The sequence below is a fragment of the Pseudomonas sp. HT11 genome (genome assembly GCF_044875395.1).
Taxonomy (GTDB): domain Bacteria; phylum Pseudomonadota; class Gammaproteobacteria; order Pseudomonadales; family Pseudomonadaceae; genus Aquipseudomonas.
On record NZ_CP173217.1, the window covers coordinates 3,204,598 to 3,221,104 of the forward strand.

A 16,507-nucleotide genomic window follows, 5' to 3' on the forward strand; every position below is an offset into this window, starting at 1 on the left:
TATTTCGCACGCGCCATCTATCATTTGATCTATCTGATCAGCCCTTCGGGGCTTTTCCCATCCTGCGACAGGCCGTCTCTCCATGCCCCTGACCGTAAACGGCCCGCGAAAACGCGCCACCCGCTATTTGATTACCACCCTCAGTGGCCTGCTGCCCATCGCATTGGGCATGGTCATTCTGCACTGGCAAGCCGAACGCACCCTGCAACAAAGCACTGCGCAAACCGCCCGCGAAGCCGTGCGCCAGTTTGACCTGATGCTCGATAACACCACCCTCGCCGCCCAGGCCTTGCTGCCACTGGCCGGTCAGCCGTGCGACAACGGCGCGCAGCTGGCGCTGCGTGAACAGGTCACGCGCCGGCCCTTTGTGCGCGCGACAACGTTGTCCTGGCAGAAGAACATCTATTGCAGCTCGCTGTTTGGCGATCACTACCAGTCGGCGGTCAACCCGGATGACTACGTGGACGGGAATCTGTGGTTGATGAATGGCAACCCGGTCACACCGGATACCGCGCTGCTGGTTAACCGGCTGGTCGAAGGCGACAAGGCCGCGTTCGCCTCGATTGATGGCTTTCACCTGGCCAACGTCTTGCGCCTGATCAGCCGTTACGCACACTTGGTGCTGCAAGTGGGCCCCAACTGGCTGGATGCCGACGGCAAGGTGCACAACACGCCCGTGCCGGTGTTCGAGGTGGCCCATCACCACCTGGCCTCAGAGCGCTATCACTACAGTGTTGACGCCGGCATGCCGGCCGGTGAAGTGTGGCGGTATATGGAAGCGCGCTATCCGGCACTGTTCAGCCTGCTGGTGTTTTTTGGCGTGCTGTCGGGCGTGCTTGCGCACTGGCTGCAAAAGCGCTCGTCTGCGCCCACCCATGAACTGCAACGCGCCTTGGGTGCCAACGAGTTCATTCCATACTTTCAACCAGTGGTGCGCGGCGACACGCGTGAATGGGCCGGCTGTGAAGTGCTGATGCGTTGGCAGCACCCAAAAGAAGGCCTGGTGCGTCCCGACCTGTTTATCCCGTTGGCGGAGCATTCCGGCCTGATCGTGCCGATGACCCGCGCCTTGCTGCGCCAGACCGCCGCGCAGTTGGCCCCGCATGCCGCGCGTTTCAGTCCGGGCTTTCATGTTGGCGTGAATATCACGGCACGCCACTGTGAGGATCTGGACCTGGTGGAAGATTGTCGAACGTTTCTCGCCGCGTTCACCCCAGGCCAAGTGACGCTAGTGCTGGAGTTAACCGAGCGTGAACTGATCAAGCCCACGGATATCACGCGGCGGCTGTTCGACGCCCTGCATCAACTGGGGGTAATGATTGCCATCGATGACTTTGGTACCGGGCACTCCAGCCTCGGTTACTTGCGCAACTTCAATGTCGATTACTTGAAAATCGATCAAAGCTTTGTGGCGATGATTGGCGCTGATGCACTTTCACGGCATATCCTCGACAGCATCATCGAACTCTCCGGCAAGCTGGACCTGGGCATCGTGGCCGAGGGCGTGGAAACAGCAGAGCAATGTGAATATCTGGCGGCGCACGGTGTGGATTTTCTGCAGGGTTACCTGTTTGGCCGACCACTCCCCGGTGAAGAGTTCATTAAGTCGCTGGCCAGCCGTTGAATAGCCACTCATTACCTTTGATGAAATAATTTTATTTAGGTAAACGACGTGATTTACTCGTGGGGCATTAACTACTACAATTTTTCCTGCCTGTGCTGAACTCGCAGAAAGGCCTCTTTCTTTGAGTCACTTTATAAGCGCTTGGCTTATAGCTTTGTCTGCAGTTGATATCAGCAAACTACATTATTGGAGTACAGATTTTGTCCAGACTCGCCGAATTTCGCGCAGCAGAAAAAGCCCTTCAAGAGCAGCTGGCCCAGCTGGAATCCCTGAAGAACGACGCCGGCCTGAAGAAAGAAATCGAATTCGAAGAAAAGCTGCAAGGCTTGATGAAACACTACGGCAAAGGCCTGCGCGACATCATCGCGATCCTTGACCCACACCCTGCCAAGGCCGGTGCTGCAACGTCCGCTGCCCCCAAACAGCGCCGCGCACGTGTGGTCAAGGTCTACCACAACCCGCACACCGGCGAGCTGATCGAGACCAAAGGCGGCAACCACCGCGGCCTCAAAGCCTGGAAAGAACAGTATGGCGCCGCCACTGTAGATTCCTGGCTTCGCGGCTGATCGCATTGCACTAACAAAAAGCCCCGCTGATGCGGGGCTTTTTTTGTTTAAGGATTCGAAAACGAACTTAACTAACATTTCATTTTGTTCAAATCCGATCAATCTGACACCTTCAAAGTTTCAGGCTGTCGCGTACCGATCCGACTTCGTTCTGGCTGGCCTCATAGGCTTGGGCTTGGCCGGCGTATGAAAAAACATAGGCTGTGTCGGTATCTATCGCACCGACTAATGTTTGCGACAACACGTGTCGGCCATTCTCGGTAATCACGCAAGTTGTTTCCAACGCATCAAGACGGCTCAATGTGGTTGGGTGCATCTTGGTGCACACGCTTTGATAACCGCTGCCGGCAAAATCTTTCTGGATGGATTTACGCATTTCCAGCAACACGCCTTGAAGATTAACTTTATGACCCGCCTCGATCGGTGTGCCGGTCAACTCCATGACCATCAAGGTATTGCCATTTTCGTCGTTCTTGATCGCGCGCTGGCGAGACACGGCCTGGGGTTTTACCGGTGCTTCGCCGTCCGGCTCCACTTCCTCGACTTGCCAGCCACTGGGCCAGTGAATTTCCGGGTCCGCCGCCAGTACGAACGGGCTAACCAGCAGTAAACACAACGAGCTCAACAGCGATTTACGAAATTCGATCATTGCAAAAAACGCCCAAGGTTCAAGCGTCAAAGTTTGAGCCCGGCACCCGCTGGTCGCAAGCGCTGCGTGACCTTTTTCATTTGGCGCACTGGGCGGCCCTTGCGTATCATGGCTCGGCTGCATGGACGCTTGCCGCAAGCCAACGGACCGCGCCTATCATTTCAAGTCGCGTTTGCCCCATTTTTTTCTGGAGGGCCCATGAGCCTGCACGAACTGAACACTTTCCCGGGCGTCACTGCCCAGCCTGACACCGCCACCACGAACTTCGTGTTCAACCACACCATGCTGCGGGTCAAAGACATCACCAAGTCGCTGGATTTCTACACCCGCGTCCTGGGGTTTTCCCTGGTTGAAAAGCGCGACTTCCCGGAAGCCGAATTCAGCCTGTACTTCCTGGCCCTGGTGGACAAGGCCCAGATCCCGGCCGACGCCGCTGAACGCACCCAGTGGATGAAGTCGATCCCGGGCATCCTGGAACTGACCCACAACCACGGCACCGAAAACGATGCCGACTTCGCGTACCACAACGGCAACACCGACCCGCGTGGCTTTGGCCACATCTGCATTTCGGTGCCGGACATTGTCGCTGCGTGCGAACGTTTCGAAGCCCTGGGCTGTGACTTCCAGAAGCGCCTGACCGACGGCCGCATGAAAAGCCTGGCTTTCATCAAGGACCCGGATGCGTACTGGGTCGAGATTATTCAACCAGCACCCATGTAAAAGCCTCGCGCCATAAAAAAACCCCATGATCGTTCATGGGGTTTTTCATTTCCGGGTCCGACTTTACGCAGGTGCGGACGTGCGGATCAGGTGATCGAACGCGCTCAGGGAAGCCTTGGCGCCCTCGCCTACCGCAATCACGATTTGCTTGTACGGTACGGTCGTTACGTCACCGGCGGCGAATACACCTGGCAGCGAGGTTTCACCACGCGCGTCGACAATGATCTCGCCACGCGGGGTCAGCTCCACCGTGCCCTTGAGCCAGTCGGTGTTGGGCAACAAGCCGATCTGGACAAAGATGCCTTCCAGGTCAATGGTCTTGAACTCGCCACTGTCGCGGTCCTTGTACGCCAGGCCAGTGACTTTCTGGCCATCACCTTTGACTTCACTGGTCAGGGCACTGGTGATCACGTCAACGTTCGGCAGGCTGTAGAGCTTGCGCTGCAACACGGCGTCAGCGCGCAGCTTGCTGTCGAACTCGAGCAAGGTCACATGGCTGACGATACCCGCCAGGTCGATAGCCGCTTCAACGCCGGAGTTACCCCCGCCGATCACTGCCACGCGCTTGCCTTTGAACAGCGGACCATCGCAGTGCGGGCAGAAGCACACGCCCTTGGCTTTGTATTCCTGCTCGCCCGGCACACCCATTTCGCGCCAGCGGGCGCCAGTGGCAAGGATCACGGTCTTGGACTTGAGGGTCGCACCGCTTTCGAAGCGAATCTCGTGCAGGTCACCGGCGTTTTTTGCAGGGATCAAGCTGCTGGCACGCTGCAGGTTCATGATGTCCACGTCGTACTGACGCACGTGGGCTTCAAGCGCGCTGGCCAGCTTCGGCCCTTCGGTCTCCTGCACCGAGATAAAGTTCTCGATGGACATGGTGTCCAGCACTTGCCCGCCGAAGCGTTCAGCCGCCACACCAGTGCGGATGCCCTTACGTGCAGCGTAGATAGCGGCCGCCGAACCGGCTGGGCCACCGCCGACTACCAGGACATCAAAGGCGTCTTTGGCGCTGATTTTTTCTGCGGCTTTTTCGATACCGCTGGTGTCGAGCTTGGCGAGGATTTCTTCCAGGCCCATGCGGCCCTGACCGAAGTTCACGCCATTAAGGTACACGCTCGGTACCGCCATGATCTGGCGCTCATCGACTTCAGCCTGGAACAGCGCGCCGTCGATGGCGACGTGGCGGATGTTCGGGTTGAGCACGGCCATCAGGTTCAATGCCTGGACCACGTCGGGGCAGTTCTGGCAGGACAGCGAGAAGTACGTCTCGAAGCTGAACTCGCCTTTGAGGGCGCGGATTTGTTCAATCACTTCGACACTGGCCTTCGAGGGGTGGCCGCCGACTTGCAGCAATGCCAACACCAAGGAGGTGAATTCATGGCCCATGGGGATGCCGGCGAAACGCAGGCTGATATCGGCACCCGGGCGGTTGATGGAGAACGACGGCTTGCGCGCATCATCGCCATCGGTTTTCAGAGTAATCAGCGTGGTGAGGCTGGTTACGTCTTGCAAAAGGGCAAGCATTTCCTGGGATTTCGCACCGTCGTCGAGGGAGGCGACGATCTCGATCGGCTGGGTGACCCGTTCCAGGTATGACTTCAACTGAGCTTTAAGATTGGCGTCCAACATACGGGCGATTTCCTATTAATTCGGTTTATTGCAGACAAAAAAACGCCCGAGCGAATCTCGCCCGGGCGTTTTGAGGGCGGATGCAGCTTACTTAAGTGCGGAGTTCCGCCCTTGATACTTCACAGACTTAGATCTTGCCGACCAGGTCCAGGGATGGAGCCAACGTCGCTTCGCCTTCTTTCCACTTGGCTGGGCATACTTCGCCTGGGTGGGCAGCTACGTACTGAGCGGCCTTGATTTTGCGCAGCAGCTCGGAAGCGTCACGGCCAACACCACCGTCGTTCAGTTCAACGATCTTGATCTTGCCTTCTGGGTCGATCACGAAGGTACCGCGGTCTGCCAGGCCAGCTTCTTCGATCAGTACGTCGAAGTTGCGGGAGATGGTCAGAGTTGGGTCGCCGATCATGGTGTACTGGATTTTGCCGATGGCTGGCGAAGTGTTGTGCCAGGCAGCGTGGGCAAAGTGGGTGTCGGTGGAAACGCTGTAGATTTCGACGCCCAGTTTCTGGAATTCGGCGTAGTTGTCAGCCAGGTCTTCCAGCTCGGTTGGGCAAACGAAGGTGAAGTCGGCTGGGTAGAAGAACACGACAGACCATTTGCCTTTCAGGTCAGCGTCCGACACGTCTACGAAGTTGCCGTTTTTGTAAGCAGTTGCTTTGAACGGTTTTACTTGGCTGTTGATGATAGGCATCGTTGACTCTCCGTCAGGGGTTAAGAAGTTGATGAGGTGAATCCTACCCACTCTCTTGACCGTTGGCTCATTGGCAAACCTGATGCTGACGATTGGTTTTGCCTATCAGGTAACCGTATTAATAGAAGAAATCTCAAATCAACGGTTGGGTGGCCAAGGTCATGCCAAGAAAGGGCGTCGCTTCAACATAGCGCATGGCAGATTTCATGTCGTTCCAACCGACATAACTCATCAGCGACTTCAAGTCCCAGCCACTACGATGAGCCCAGGTGGCGAAACCTCGGCGCAGGGAGTGGCTGGTGTACTGATCGGCCGGAATGCCCGCGCGCTCCAGCGCCTGGCGCAGCAGCGGGATCACGCTGTTGGGGTGCAAGCCCTCCTCGCCCAGGTTGCCCCAGCGATCAATCCCGCGGAACACCGGGCCACGCACCAACGCCGAAGCACTGAGCCAGTCGCTGTAGGCCTGTACCGGGCACAGCCGCAGTAACGCTGGGGTCTGGTAGGTCTTGCCGAGGTTGTCGCGATCACTTTTGCTGCGTGGCAGGTACAGGCTGATGCCAGCGCCAGGCACTGCTTGCACGTGTTCGATGTGCAGGCGGCACAACTCGTCGCTGCGAAACCCTCTCCAGAAGCCCAGCAAAATCAGCGCAGTATCGCGCTTGGCGCGCAGCAAGCGAGGCGCGTCCTGGTCGCTGCTCGCCTGTCGCGCTTCTGCCTCCAGCGATGCAACCACCTGTTCGAGGTGCTTGAGTTGCAGCGGCTCGGCCTGCTTCTCCTGCGCCGGGTGCACCGCGCGAATGCCCTTGAGCACCTTGCGCACCACCGGCGCCTTGGTCGGGTCGGGAAACCCTTGGCTGCTGTGCCATTGCGCCAACGCCGAGAGCCGCAGCTTCAAGGTGTTTACCGCCAGCACGCCGGCATGCGCCACCAGGTAGCGCGCAATGCTGTCGCTGGTCGCCGGCAGGAAACCGCCCCAACTCACCTCGAAGTGCTCAATGGCGGCCCGGTAACTACGGCGAGTGTTATCGCGTGTGGCGGCGTTGAGGTATCGATCCAGTTCGCTCATGAAAGGCCTATTCGTACTGCTGCAAGGTGAATCCGCGCTAAAAACCGCTATGACACGGGATAATACGCCAATATCCCATCTGTTAAATCATGAATTTAAACGTGTTTTTATTTATGTTACAGTATGTATATACATACCCTGTACCACAGTACGAAATCGACGGAGACTCCATGGCTCGCGGCGGCATAAACAAAGCAGTAGTTCAAACGGCACGCTTGGCGATCCTTGCCCGCGGCGAAAACCCCAGCATCGACGCGGTGCGCATCGAGATGGGCAATACCGGCTCGAAAACCACGATTCATCGCTACTTGAAGGAATTGGACGATAGCGAAAGCCGGCTGACCATCACCGAAGCGCCAATCGATGACGAGCTCGGCGAACTGGTCGCACGGCTGGCTTTACGTTTGAAAGAGAAGGCTCAGGAACCTATCGACTTGGCCTTGGCGCAGTTCGAACAGCACAAAGCCGCCCTGCTCGCCCAGGTGGAGTCGCTGGAGGCGGCTCACGCCGAGCTCAAGCAACAATTTGATATCCAGGCCGCCGCCTTGGCAGAAGAAAGCGCCGCCCTGCAAACCGCCAGTACCAGCCTGCAGACCGAGCAAACCCGCAACGCCGGGCTCAGCCAGGCGTGCAGCGATTACGAGTTAAGGATTGCGGACAAGGACGAACAGATTCGATCACTGGAAGAAAAACACCTGCACGCGCGGGAGGCGCTGGAGCATTACCGCACTGCAATCAAGGAGCAGCGCGAGCAGGAACAGCGACGCCACGAAGGCCAACTGCAACAAGTGCAGGCGGAACTGCGCCAGGCTCAGCAAAGCGCCATGGTGCGCCAGGACGAAATCACGCAGTTGCATCGCGACAATGAGCGGTTATTGATCGAACACCGCGTGACCATGAAGGAACTGACCGCGCTGCAAGCGCAAACCCGCAAAGACCAGGCCCTGCAGCAAAAGCTTGGCGAACAGGTAAACCTGATTGAAAGCGAACGCACCCTGCTTCAGGAACGCCTGCGGGTGGCGGTACTGGAGAATCAATCGCGCCAGGAATCGCTGACCGAACACCAGCTTGCCAACAAAACCCTGGAACTGGACCTTATCAAGGCCCAGGCCAGTATCGAGGCATTGCGCCTGGCGGCCGCCGTTGCAACGGCGCCAGAGGCAACACCGCAAGCCTGATCAGTCAGCCACAGGCGTGCGCATGGTGACGAACTCTTCCGCCGCCGTAGGGTGCACGCCGATGGTTTCATCGAAATGCTGCTTGGTCGCGCCCGCCTTGAGCGCGATCGCCAGGCCTTGCACGATCTCGCCGGCATCCGGGCCGACCATATGGCAACCCAACACCTTGTCGGTGTCGGCGTCGACCACCAGCTTCATCATGGTTTTTTCCTGGCAATCGGTCAGCGTCAGCTTCATAGGCCGGAAGCGGCTTTCGAAAATCTGCACCTTGTGGCCGTTCTTTTTCGCTTCTTCTTCAGTCAGGCCGACAGTGCCGATATTTGGCAGGCTGAACACCGCTGTCGGGATCATCGCGTAATCCACCGGGCGGTACTGCTCGGGCTTGAACAGACGACGCGCCACCGCCATGCCTTCAGCCAGGGCCACTGGCGTCAACTGCACGCGACCAATCACATCGCCGATCGCCAGGATCGACGACTCAGCGGTCTGGTACAGGTCATCCACCTCAACGAAGCCGCGCTCGTCCAGCTTGACGCCAGTATTTTCCAGGCCCAGGTTGTCCAGCATCGGGCGGCGGCCAGTGGCGTAGAACACGCAATCGGCCTCGAGCACGCGGCCGTCTTTCAAGGTGGCCTTGAGGCTTCCATCGGCTTGCTTGTCGATACGCTCGATGTCGGCGTTGAACTGCAGGTCGAGGCCGCGCTTGGTCAGCTCTTCCTTCAGATGGGTGCGCACTGAACCGTCGAAACCGCGCAGGAACAGATCGCCGCGATACAGCAGCGTGGTCTGAGCGCCCAGGCCATGGAAAATGCCCGCGAACTCAACGGCAATGTAGCCACCGCCGACCACCAGCACACGTTTGGGGAGCGCCTTGAGGAAGAATGCCTCATTCGAACCAATAGCGTGTTCGCGCCCTGGAATCTCTGGAATCTGTGGCCAGCCACCTGTAGCGATCAGGATGTGCTTGGCGGTAAAGCGTTCGCCATTAATCTCTACCTGGTGCGGATCCACCAGACGCGCATGCCCTTCATGCAAGGTCACGCCACTGTTGACCAGCAGGTTGCGATAGATGCCATTGAGGCGGTTGATTTCGCGATCCTTGTTGGCGATCAGGGTCGCCCAATCAAAGTCAGCTTCACCCAACGACCAGCCGAAACCGCTCGCTTGTTCGAAGTCTTCGGCGAAATGCGCCCCGTACACCAACAGTTTTTTCGGTACGCAACCGACGTTAACGCACGTGCCGCCCAGGTAGCGGCTTTCCGCCACGGCCACCTTGGCGCCAAAGCCAGCGGCAAAACGCGCCGCGCGAACACCGCCAGAACCGGCGCCAATTACATACAGGTCAAAATCGTAGGCCATTTCACTCTCCTCGGCAGGTCATCAGCATACCGATTTAGATGGGGCTGAAAAACGAAAAAGCCACCCGAGGGTGGCTTTCTCTTAAAACACTCAGCAAGCGTGAATCAGTAAGCCTTGCCAGTCTTGTAGAAGTGCTCGTAGCAGAAGTTGGTCGCCTCGATGTAGCCTTCAGCGCCACCGCAGTCGAAACGCTGACCTTTGAACTTGTAGGCAATCACGCAACCGTCTTTGGCTTGCTTCAACAGGGCGTCGGTGATCTGGATCTCGCCACCCTTGCCTGGCTCGGTTTCTTCGATCAGCTTGAAGATGTCCGGGGTGAGGATGTAACGGCCGATGATCGCGAGGTTCGACGGCGCGTCTTCTGGCGCTGGCTTCTCGACCATGTCGCGTACGCGGATCAGGCCATCACCAATGTCGTCACCGGCGATCACGCCGTACTTGTTGGTTTCTGCCGGATTGACTTCCATCACCGCAACGATGGTGCAACGGTATTTCTGGTACAGCTTGACCATTTGGGTCAGTACGCCGTCGCCTTCCAGGTTGACGCACAGGTCGTCCGCCAGTACCACGGCAAACGGTTCGTCACCGATCAGCGGGCGGCCGGTGAGGATCGCGTGGCCGAGGCCTTTCATCTGGGTTTGACGGGTGTAGGAGAACGAGCACTCGTCGAGCAATTTACGGATACCGACCAGGTATTTTTCCTTGTCGGTGCCCTTGATCTGGTTTTCCAGCTCGTAGCTGATGTCGAAGTGGTCTTCGAGTGCGCGCTTACCACGGCCGGTGACGATGGAGATTTCGTTCAGACCGGCATCCAATGCCTCTTCGACGCCGTACTGAATCAGTGGCTTGTTCACCACCGGCAGCATCTCTTTGGGCATGGCTTTGGTCGCTGGCAAGAAGCGAGTGCCGTAACCGGCTGCTGGGAACAAGCATTTCTTGATCATATGAGTCCTTACAAAGGGCTGTGCGTACGGAATTCGGCGCAGTCTAATGAGGCCGCAGTCACCTTACAATGGGTCCTGCTGGCGTTGCGATGTCATCATAGAGAAAAAATGTCGGCGTAAGTTCCGCTGATCCTGCCAAGAGCTCGCCCAGCGGTTCGGCAAAACATGCCATCCCCCAATGATTAAAAGGGGTATAACTGTTTTAGCACGCTTTGCCGCGCGTCACACTGACCTGCAACAACTTGCGCTTTCCCCCGGCATTTGGCGCTATCATGACGCGCTTGAACCAGACCACGAGATTGTTAATAGATGTCAGAACCAAAAGGCGTAAACGGCTACCTGATCACACAGCGAGCAGACGGCTGGCACTTGATCAACTTTCACGGTGACAGCGTTGCCGGGGTATTTCCGACTGAAAGCCAGGCTATCGCGGTAGCCGAAGTATTTGTGGACGAAGCCGGCCACGCATCGAGCAAAAGACCCAAAGGCAAGTAAGCCACAGCGACTTGCGCAAAAAGCCCCGATTGACGGGGCTTTTTTGTGTTTGTCTGTACCTAGGTGGCAGTTCGCTATAATCTGCTGCGAACGCCCCACGACAGTGTCAGCGCTCCCTCCAACACCCTCGACGACGACTCAACTCATGAACAAGATTCTGGCACTGACTGCAACCCTGGCGCTGATGACCGGCTGCACCACCACCTCCGATACCTTCCTGAAAAATGGCGAGCAAGGCCTGACCATCGACTGCTCGGGCGAAGCCAACTCGTGGGCCAGCTGCTACGAGAAAGCCGACGCCTCCTGCGCGGGCACCGGCTACCGTATCGTCGGCACCGAAGGCACGCCCTCGCTCAAGGAAGACGACAAGACCCTGGGCAAAGACGTAGGCAACTTCAAGAGCCGAAGCGTAGTGGTCGTGTGCAAATAGCCAGACGGCTACAGGTGAATTTCGGCGAACTTGATGCCCAGCCCGCGCAGAAGCTCGATGAGGTCATCCAGACGCGCGAATGACTCGACTTCATCCTGCTCGTCCACCAGAAAAAAACTGCGTCCGCCGCTTTTTTTGAAAAACACGATCCACTCGCCAAGATCGGCAGGATTCTGAATGACATGGGTGGCCGAAATTTGACCCTCGGCCTGGTGGGCTTTGACGTGTTCACGCTTCATGACGGTTCCCAGAAAAAGACAAATGCCACGCAATCGTTAGGGTTGCGCGGCATTTTTTGCATTGAATACCCGACAGTTTAACGGATGCTTTGCCCGATCAACACGCTCATCACCGATCCATCTTTATAGTTATAGGCTTAGATCACAAGCGCATAAGCTTGCAAGTGATAGGGGAATGGACCTTTCGCGACCACACCCAAATGCACGGCAAAAAAAAGCCTGAGCTGCACTGCAGCGTCAGGCTTTCTTATCGGATTCAAGCGCCAATGAGCCTGGGGCTCAGCCGGAGATGCAATCCTCTGCGGCTTTCTTCACATCACCAGGTCGAATGGGCACGTTCGACATGCTTTCATAAAGTTTGATACTGCTGCCGCTGGAGCGTTCTTCAATCTCGAAGATCGCCGACGGATCAGCCGAGAATTTTTGCGGCACAATCACCTGTACACCGTCCTTGTGCGGTTCGATCTGCGGCGGTCTGCGGGTGGCGGCGAGCTTGCGCACGACACACGCGGCATATTCCGGCGGTTTTTTACCTGAAATAACCACCAATGTTGGCGGGGTCTGCTTGATATCTGCAACCGAAGCACACCCACCTAAGGCCAGGGCCAGAACCAACACACTCCACTTCATACTTAAACCTCCGATAAAGATCCTACGACAGCGTAGAGAGTAGATTTCTCCCGCCAATGTAGGATTTATCTCTAAAAACTCGGGAAATAACTGTTTTAAATTGTCGAAGTCGTCGACGACGACCCGATAATAAACGCGCTGGGGCTGATAAACTCTATCTTAACCTACGTATCATTCTGATTTTTCAGAAAAAGCCCTTCTGGAGACACCCCATGAAATTCATCCACCAGCGCGAGCACCTCAACGAGGGCGACATCGTTGTCATCGAATGCTCACAAACGTGCAACATTCGCCTGATGAGCGACGCCAATTTTCGCAGCTTCAAGAACGGTGGCCGCCACACTTATCACGGCGGCGCGTTCGACAAATTTCCGGCAAAAATCACCGCACCCAGCACCGGTTTCTGGAACATCACCCTGGATGTAGTGACACGCCGCGCCATCAGCGTCACGCGTAAGCCAGCGCTGTCTCACAAGATTCGCATCGTTCGCCGCACCAGTACCAAACTGAGCTGACCCGAACACTCGACAGGAAAACACTGTGACTACCACAACCAAATACGTCATCAAGTACAAACTCAACGGCGAACGTCGCTTTGAGTTCGCGCAATTGCACACCAACAGTGTCGAAGAAGCCCAGCAGGCGCTGGCGAAAATCCACGATGCCAGTGACGAAATCACCGACATCACCGTGAGCAAGGCGCTGTAAGCGATGTCCGGCCCTACGGCGGATCTGTTCGCCGACGATGCGCTGCAACAACCGGCCGGGCGCGAGCAGATCGGCGAAGAGTCTTACGTGCTGAGGGGCTATGCCCTGCCCTGGATTGATCGCTTGCTACCTGAACTGCGGCGCGTATTGGCTCAATCACCGTTCCGGCAGATGGTCACACCCGGTGGATTTACCATGTCGGCGGCCCTGAGCAGTTGCGGCGCACTGGGCTGGACCACCGACAGCTCCGGCTATCGATACAGCCCGGTTGATCCGCGCAGCCGCCAACCCTGGCCGGCGATGCCGGACGCTTTGCGCGAGCTTGCCAAGCTTGCAGCCGCAGAGGCCGGCTTCAATGACTTCTCCCCGGATGCCTGCCTGATCAACCGTTATGTGCCCGGGGCCAAAATGTCCCTGCACCAGGACAAAAACGAACGTTGCTATAGCGCCCCGGTGGTGTCCGTGTCCCTCGGGCTGCCCGCCATTTTCCTGTTCGGCGGGCATGAGCGTGGTAACCGCACGCAGAAAATCTCGTTGTTTCACGGCGATGTCGTGGTCTGGGGTGGCGTCGATCGGTTACGTTTTCATGGGGTGATGCCGATCAAGGAAGGCGTGCATCCGGTGATGGGCCCGCAACGAATCAACCTGACGTTTCGCACGGCCGGTTGATTTGACCGCAAGCTTCGGAGTGTCGAGCGCAACCTGCGCGGTTAATCTGCCCGTGACCCGTCAAGAGTGCAGGCCATGAACAACCAACAAGACCCTCGCTGGGCCGCCATCGTCGCCCGCGACGCCAAGGCTGACGCGCTGTTTGTCTACGGCGTAAAAACCACCGGCGTTTATTGCCGCCCTAGCAGCGCCTCCCGCTTGCCACGGCCGGAGAACGTCGAATTTTTTGACAGCCCCGCGCAGGCCGAAGCGGCGGGTTATAGGCCGAGTAAACGCGCCGCGGGCGACCAGACCCAATTGGCCGCGCACCACGCGCAGATAGTCGCCGACGCGTGCCGGCATATAGAACAGGCCGAAACGCCGCCCAGCCTGGACGCACTTGCGCGCCTGGCAGGCTTGAGTTCGTTCCATTTCCATCGCGTCTTCAAAGCCATCACCGGCCTGACGCCCAAGGGCTACGCCAGCGCCCTTCGCTCGCGCAAAGTGCGTGTTGGCCTCAAGGGCGAGCATTCCGTGACGGACGCGGTGTACGACGCAGGCTTTAACTCAAACAGCCGCTTTTATGAGTCCGCCGATCAGTTACTCGGCATGAAACCCAGCGATTACAAGGCCGGTGGCACTAACAGCGAGATCCATTTTGCCGTGGGTCAGTGCTCGCTGGGGGCCATTCTGGTGGCGCAGAGCCAACGGGGCGTGTGTGCGATTTTGCTGGGGGACGATCCGGACACGCTGGTGCGCGACCTGCAGGATCAATTTCCCAAGGCCGAGTTGGTGGGTGCGGATCGGCATTTCGAACAATTGATCGCCCAGGTCGTGGGCTTCGTCGAAGCACCGGCGCTGGGCCTGGATTTGCCCCTGGACTTGCGCGGAACCGCCTTTCAGGAGCGCGTGTGGCGGGCACTGCGCGACATTCCGGTGGGCAGCACGGCCAGCTACGCGCAGATCGCCCAGCGCATCGGCGCGCCCACATCCTTTCGTGCGGTGGCCCAGGCCTGTGGCGCCAATCACCTGGCTGTGGCGATCCCCTGCCATCGCGTCGTACGCAGCAATGGCGAGCTCTCCGGGTACCGTTGGGGCGTTGAGCGCAAGCGGCAGCTGCTGGAACGGGAAAGTCAGTAAAGACTCAGCGCCGCACCGATTTTGTGCGCTGCAGGCTGGGCCTCATCCACATTACGTGTGCGCACGTTGAGCCCGGCCACCCGAAATTTCTTGCACTGCCCTCTTCTTTTAAAGCGTCAGTGTGCGCTTACAGGGCCTTGCGTTTACGGAACTGCGCAACCTTATGCCGGTTGCCACACAGCGCCATGCTGCACCAACGGCGCTTGTGCGCTTTGGTCCGGTCATAAAACCACAGAACACATTCCGGATGCTCGCAGCGGCGAATCAAGCTGAAATCACCGGCCACCAATAACTGAGCCGCTGCTTCGGCAATCGGCGACAAAAACTGCTCCGCCGTCTGTTGCTTGCGCTGGCGCTCCAGTTGAGGCTGCCCGGACACAGGCCAGACCAACTGCGGATAGCTGACCGCCTTGCGTAAAAAACTGTTGAGCGCCGCCGGATTGCCCGTCTCACCGCTCTTGCGCGCGGCCACCAGTTCACGGATCACCTCGCGCAGTTGGCGTGCAGCCCCCAGCAAAGCACCTTCTTCGAACGTGGGAATGCTCGCTTGCGCTACCCACTCCAGGCGCACCAGCCAATGCGCAACGTCGGCGTCGGTGTGCCAGAAATCCACTGGCTGGCCGTCGACAGTCGCCAGGGTATTGAGCATGTCCAGCACCGGCTCGTCGGCCAGTACATAGGGTTGTGATGGTGGGGCATGGGGCGTAAGGGTGGCCATGGTTTGTCCTCTTGAGCACCGCGCAATCGTAACCGCTATTTTTGTCTTTGGATAGTTACAGACTCAACAATTGATAACCTCAATAACTGGTTTGACAGGTTACAGATTTGGGCGCAGCCTCTAAATCAGTAACCCGTATTACCAACCAATCCAGTTACAAAAGGTGTCCTCATCATGTCTATCGCAACCCCCGTCGTTCGCTACCAGCACGTTGATGTCGATGGTGTGCGCGTGTTCTACCGTGAAGCCGGCGATCCTTCGGCTCCGGTCATGTTGCTGCTGCACGGGTTCCCCAGCTCGTCGCATATGTACCGCAACCTCATCCCGCTGCTCGCCACGCGCTATCGGGTCATCGCGCCCGATTTGCCAGGTTTCGGCTTCACCGAGGTGCCCGTCGAGCGCGATTACCAGTACAGCTTCGATAACCTGGCGATCAGCATCGGGCATTTCGTCGATGCGCTGAAACTGAGCCGCTACGCCCTGTACGTTTTCGATTACGGAGCACCCGTGGGCCTGCGCCTGGCGGTGGCGCATCCGGAACGGGTCAGCGCGCTGGTCTCGCAAAACGGCAACGCGTATCTGGAAGGGCTGGGCGATGCCTGGGCGCCGATTCGCGCCTACTGGGCGGACGCGAGCGCAGCCAATCGCGAGGTGATCCGCAACGCGGTCATCAGCCTGGAAGGCACGCGCTACCAGTACTTGCATGGAGTGAGTCAGCCGGAGTTGGTCGCACCGGAGTCCTACATGCTGGACGTGCTGTTGATGCAACGCCCGGGCAACGACGAAATCCAGCTGGACCTGTTTCTCGACTACCGCAATAACCTCACGCTGTACCAGGCGTTCCAGGCATTTTTCAAAGCCAGCCAGGTGCCGACGCTGGTGATCTGGGGTCAGAACGATCCGTTTTTTATCCCGCCTGGCGCCCATGCCTACAAGGGCGACAACGCCAACGCGGTGGTTGAACTGCTGGACACCGGCCACTTCGCCCTGGAAACCCATGTGGCCCATATTGCCGAGCGTATTCACGCGGTGCTGGGGCATGCCATCGACTGATGGCGCTGCACGAAACCCTG

20 protein-coding genes are annotated in these 16,507 nt (G+C 57.9%); 11 read left to right on the forward strand and 9 right to left on the reverse strand.

Going from position 1 to position 16,507, the window contains the following annotated elements; genetic code table 11:
* Positions 1-82 precede the first annotated feature (82 nt).
* Complete coding sequence (locus tag ABWL43_RS14655; RefSeq protein ID WP_404482924.1) at positions 83-1,624, forward strand: EAL domain-containing protein; 1,542 nt, start codon at positions 83-85, stop codon at positions 1,622-1,624.
* A gap of 200 nt (positions 1,625-1,824) precedes the next feature.
* Complete coding sequence (locus ABWL43_RS14660; protein WP_145160874.1) at positions 1,825-2,190, forward strand: histone-like nucleoid-structuring protein, MvaT/MvaU family; 366 nt, start codon at positions 1,825-1,827, stop codon at positions 2,188-2,190.
* 112 nt (positions 2,191-2,302) lie between these two features.
* On the opposite strand, the gene ABWL43_RS14665 is transcribed toward ABWL43_RS14660, so the two are convergent.
* Positions 2,303-2,839, reverse strand: coding sequence for a DUF4946 domain-containing protein (locus ABWL43_RS14665; RefSeq protein ID WP_404488415.1), 537 nt, complete (start codon positions 2,837-2,839; stop codon positions 2,303-2,305).
* A gap of 198 nt (positions 2,840-3,037) precedes the next feature.
* Between ABWL43_RS14665 and gloA the strand changes: the two genes are divergently transcribed.
* Positions 3,038-3,559 (forward strand): lactoylglutathione lyase, encoded by a 522-nt coding sequence (gloA, locus tag ABWL43_RS14670; protein WP_106579161.1) that lies wholly within the window; start codon positions 3,038-3,040, stop codon positions 3,557-3,559.
* A gap of 63 nt (positions 3,560-3,622) precedes the next feature.
* Here gloA and ahpF read toward each other — a convergent pair whose 3' ends face one another.
* From ahpF to ABWL43_RS14685, 3 genes are all read right to left on the reverse strand, one after another.
* Positions 3,623-5,188, reverse strand: a complete 1,566-nt coding sequence (gene ahpF, locus ABWL43_RS14675) for an alkyl hydroperoxide reductase subunit F (protein WP_145160876.1) — start codon at positions 5,186-5,188, stop codon at positions 3,623-3,625.
* Between the two features lie 127 nt (positions 5,189-5,315).
* Complete coding sequence (gene ahpC / locus ABWL43_RS14680) at positions 5,316-5,879, reverse strand: alkyl hydroperoxide reductase subunit C (protein WP_053255965.1); 564 nt, start codon at positions 5,877-5,879, stop codon at positions 5,316-5,318.
* Between the two features lie 133 nt (positions 5,880-6,012).
* On the reverse strand, positions 6,013-6,945 hold the full coding sequence (locus ABWL43_RS14685) for a site-specific integrase (RefSeq protein ID WP_404482925.1): 933 nt from the start codon (positions 6,943-6,945) through the stop codon (positions 6,013-6,015).
* Between the two features lie 170 nt (positions 6,946-7,115).
* Here ABWL43_RS14685 and ABWL43_RS14690 point away from each other — a divergent pair, with 170 nt between their 5' ends.
* Positions 7,116-8,123, forward strand: a complete 1,008-nt coding sequence (locus ABWL43_RS14690) for a DNA-binding protein (protein ID WP_404482926.1) — start codon at positions 7,116-7,118, stop codon at positions 8,121-8,123.
* Here ABWL43_RS14690 and gorA read toward each other — a convergent pair whose 3' ends face one another.
* A complete protein-coding gene (gorA, locus tag ABWL43_RS14695; protein WP_404482927.1) occupies positions 8,124-9,482 on the reverse strand; it encodes a glutathione-disulfide reductase in 1,359 nt (452 codons plus the stop codon).
* 104 nt (positions 9,483-9,586) lie between these two features.
* Positions 9,587-10,426 carry a UTP--glucose-1-phosphate uridylyltransferase GalU gene (gene galU, locus ABWL43_RS14700; RefSeq protein ID WP_003230743.1) on the reverse strand — a complete coding sequence of 280 codons (840 nt, stop codon included), beginning with the start codon at positions 10,424-10,426 and terminating at the stop codon, positions 9,587-9,589.
* Between the two features lie 309 nt (positions 10,427-10,735).
* Here galU and ABWL43_RS14705 point away from each other — a divergent pair, with 309 nt between their 5' ends.
* Entirely contained in the window at positions 10,736-10,921 is a 186-nt protein-coding gene (locus tag ABWL43_RS14705; protein WP_028616218.1) for a hypothetical protein, read from the forward strand.
* A 145-nt stretch (positions 10,922-11,066) separates the two neighbouring features.
* Positions 11,067-11,351, forward strand: a complete 285-nt coding sequence (locus tag ABWL43_RS14710; protein ID WP_145160885.1) for a hypothetical protein — start codon at positions 11,067-11,069, stop codon at positions 11,349-11,351.
* Positions 11,352-11,359: 8 nt separating this feature from the next.
* On the opposite strand, the gene ABWL43_RS14715 is transcribed toward ABWL43_RS14710, so the two are convergent.
* Both ABWL43_RS14715 and ABWL43_RS14720 read right to left on the reverse strand, forming a co-directional pair.
* Positions 11,360-11,590 carry a hypothetical protein gene (locus tag ABWL43_RS14715; protein WP_145160887.1) on the reverse strand — a complete coding sequence of 77 codons (231 nt, stop codon included), beginning with the start codon at positions 11,588-11,590 and terminating at the stop codon, positions 11,360-11,362.
* 279 nt (positions 11,591-11,869) lie between these two features.
* Complete coding sequence (locus ABWL43_RS14720; RefSeq protein ID WP_106579154.1) at positions 11,870-12,220, reverse strand: hypothetical protein; 351 nt, start codon at positions 12,218-12,220, stop codon at positions 11,870-11,872.
* A 212-nt stretch (positions 12,221-12,432) separates the two neighbouring features.
* On the opposite strand from ABWL43_RS14720, the gene ABWL43_RS14725 reads away from it, so the two are divergent.
* The 4 genes from ABWL43_RS14725 to ada all read left to right on the forward strand — a co-directional run bounded on the left by ABWL43_RS14725 (position 12,433) and on the right by ada (position 14,716).
* Positions 12,433-12,735 (forward strand): DUF1883 domain-containing protein, encoded by a 303-nt coding sequence (locus tag ABWL43_RS14725; RefSeq protein WP_003173824.1) that lies wholly within the window; start codon positions 12,433-12,435, stop codon positions 12,733-12,735.
* 25 nt (positions 12,736-12,760) lie between these two features.
* Positions 12,761-12,928 carry a hypothetical protein gene (locus ABWL43_RS14730; RefSeq protein ID WP_164487941.1) on the forward strand — a complete coding sequence of 56 codons (168 nt, stop codon included), beginning with the start codon at positions 12,761-12,763 and terminating at the stop codon, positions 12,926-12,928.
* 3 nt (positions 12,929-12,931) lie between these two features.
* Complete coding sequence (alkB, locus tag ABWL43_RS14735) at positions 12,932-13,597, forward strand: DNA oxidative demethylase AlkB (protein ID WP_404482928.1); 666 nt, start codon at positions 12,932-12,934, stop codon at positions 13,595-13,597.
* 75 nt (positions 13,598-13,672) lie between these two features.
* Positions 13,673-14,716 (forward strand): bifunctional DNA-binding transcriptional regulator/O6-methylguanine-DNA methyltransferase Ada, encoded by a 1,044-nt coding sequence (gene ada / locus ABWL43_RS14740; RefSeq protein WP_145160891.1) that lies wholly within the window; start codon positions 13,673-13,675, stop codon positions 14,714-14,716.
* A 127-nt stretch (positions 14,717-14,843) separates the two neighbouring features.
* Here the strand turns inward: ada and ABWL43_RS14745 are convergent, their stop codons facing one another.
* Positions 14,844-15,434, reverse strand: coding sequence for a CGNR zinc finger domain-containing protein (locus ABWL43_RS14745; protein WP_404482929.1), 591 nt, complete (start codon positions 15,432-15,434; stop codon positions 14,844-14,846).
* 174 nt (positions 15,435-15,608) lie between these two features.
* Here ABWL43_RS14745 and ABWL43_RS14750 point away from each other — a divergent pair, with 174 nt between their 5' ends.
* Positions 15,609-16,487, forward strand: coding sequence for an alpha/beta fold hydrolase (locus tag ABWL43_RS14750; protein ID WP_404482930.1), 879 nt, complete (start codon positions 15,609-15,611; stop codon positions 16,485-16,487).
* Positions 16,488-16,507 lie beyond the last annotated feature (20 nt).

Coding starts and splice junctions, on each gene's coding strand:
- ABWL43_RS14655 (WP_404482924.1), top strand. CDS start 83: ATGCCCCTGACCGTAAACGGCCCGCGAAAACGCGCCACCCGCTATTTG.
- ABWL43_RS14665 (WP_404488415.1), bottom strand. CDS start 2,839: ATGATCGAATTTCGTAAATCGCTGTTGAGCTCGTTGTGTTTACTGCTG.
- gloA (WP_106579161.1), top strand. CDS start 3,038: ATGAGCCTGCACGAACTGAACACTTTCCCGGGCGTCACTGCCCAGCCT.
- ahpF (WP_145160876.1), bottom strand. CDS start 5,188: ATGTTGGACGCCAATCTTAAAGCTCAGTTGAAGTCATACCTGGAACGG.
- ahpC (WP_053255965.1), bottom strand. CDS start 5,879: ATGCCTATCATCAACAGCCAAGTAAAACCGTTCAAAGCAACTGCTTAC.
- ABWL43_RS14685 (WP_404482925.1), bottom strand. CDS start 6,945: ATGAGCGAACTGGATCGATACCTCAACGCCGCCACACGCGATAACACT.
- ABWL43_RS14690 (WP_404482926.1), top strand. CDS start 7,116: ATGGCTCGCGGCGGCATAAACAAAGCAGTAGTTCAAACGGCACGCTTG.
- gorA (WP_404482927.1), bottom strand. CDS start 9,482: ATGGCCTACGATTTTGACCTGTATGTAATTGGCGCCGGTTCTGGCGGT.
- galU (WP_003230743.1), bottom strand. CDS start 10,426: ATGATCAAGAAATGCTTGTTCCCAGCAGCCGGTTACGGCACTCGCTTC.
- ABWL43_RS14705 (WP_028616218.1), top strand. CDS start 10,736: ATGTCAGAACCAAAAGGCGTAAACGGCTACCTGATCACACAGCGAGCA.
- ABWL43_RS14710 (WP_145160885.1), top strand. CDS start 11,067: ATGAACAAGATTCTGGCACTGACTGCAACCCTGGCGCTGATGACCGGC.
- ABWL43_RS14715 (WP_145160887.1), bottom strand. CDS start 11,590: ATGAAGCGTGAACACGTCAAAGCCCACCAGGCCGAGGGTCAAATTTCG.
- ABWL43_RS14720 (WP_106579154.1), bottom strand. CDS start 12,220: ATGAAGTGGAGTGTGTTGGTTCTGGCCCTGGCCTTAGGTGGGTGTGCT.
- ABWL43_RS14725 (WP_003173824.1), top strand. CDS start 12,433: ATGAAATTCATCCACCAGCGCGAGCACCTCAACGAGGGCGACATCGTT.
- alkB (WP_404482928.1), top strand. CDS start 12,932: ATGTCCGGCCCTACGGCGGATCTGTTCGCCGACGATGCGCTGCAACAA.
- ada (WP_145160891.1), top strand. CDS start 13,673: ATGAACAACCAACAAGACCCTCGCTGGGCCGCCATCGTCGCCCGCGAC.
- ABWL43_RS14745 (WP_404482929.1), bottom strand. CDS start 15,434: ATGGCCACCCTTACGCCCCATGCCCCACCATCACAACCCTATGTACTG.
- ABWL43_RS14750 (WP_404482930.1), top strand. CDS start 15,609: ATGTCTATCGCAACCCCCGTCGTTCGCTACCAGCACGTTGATGTCGAT.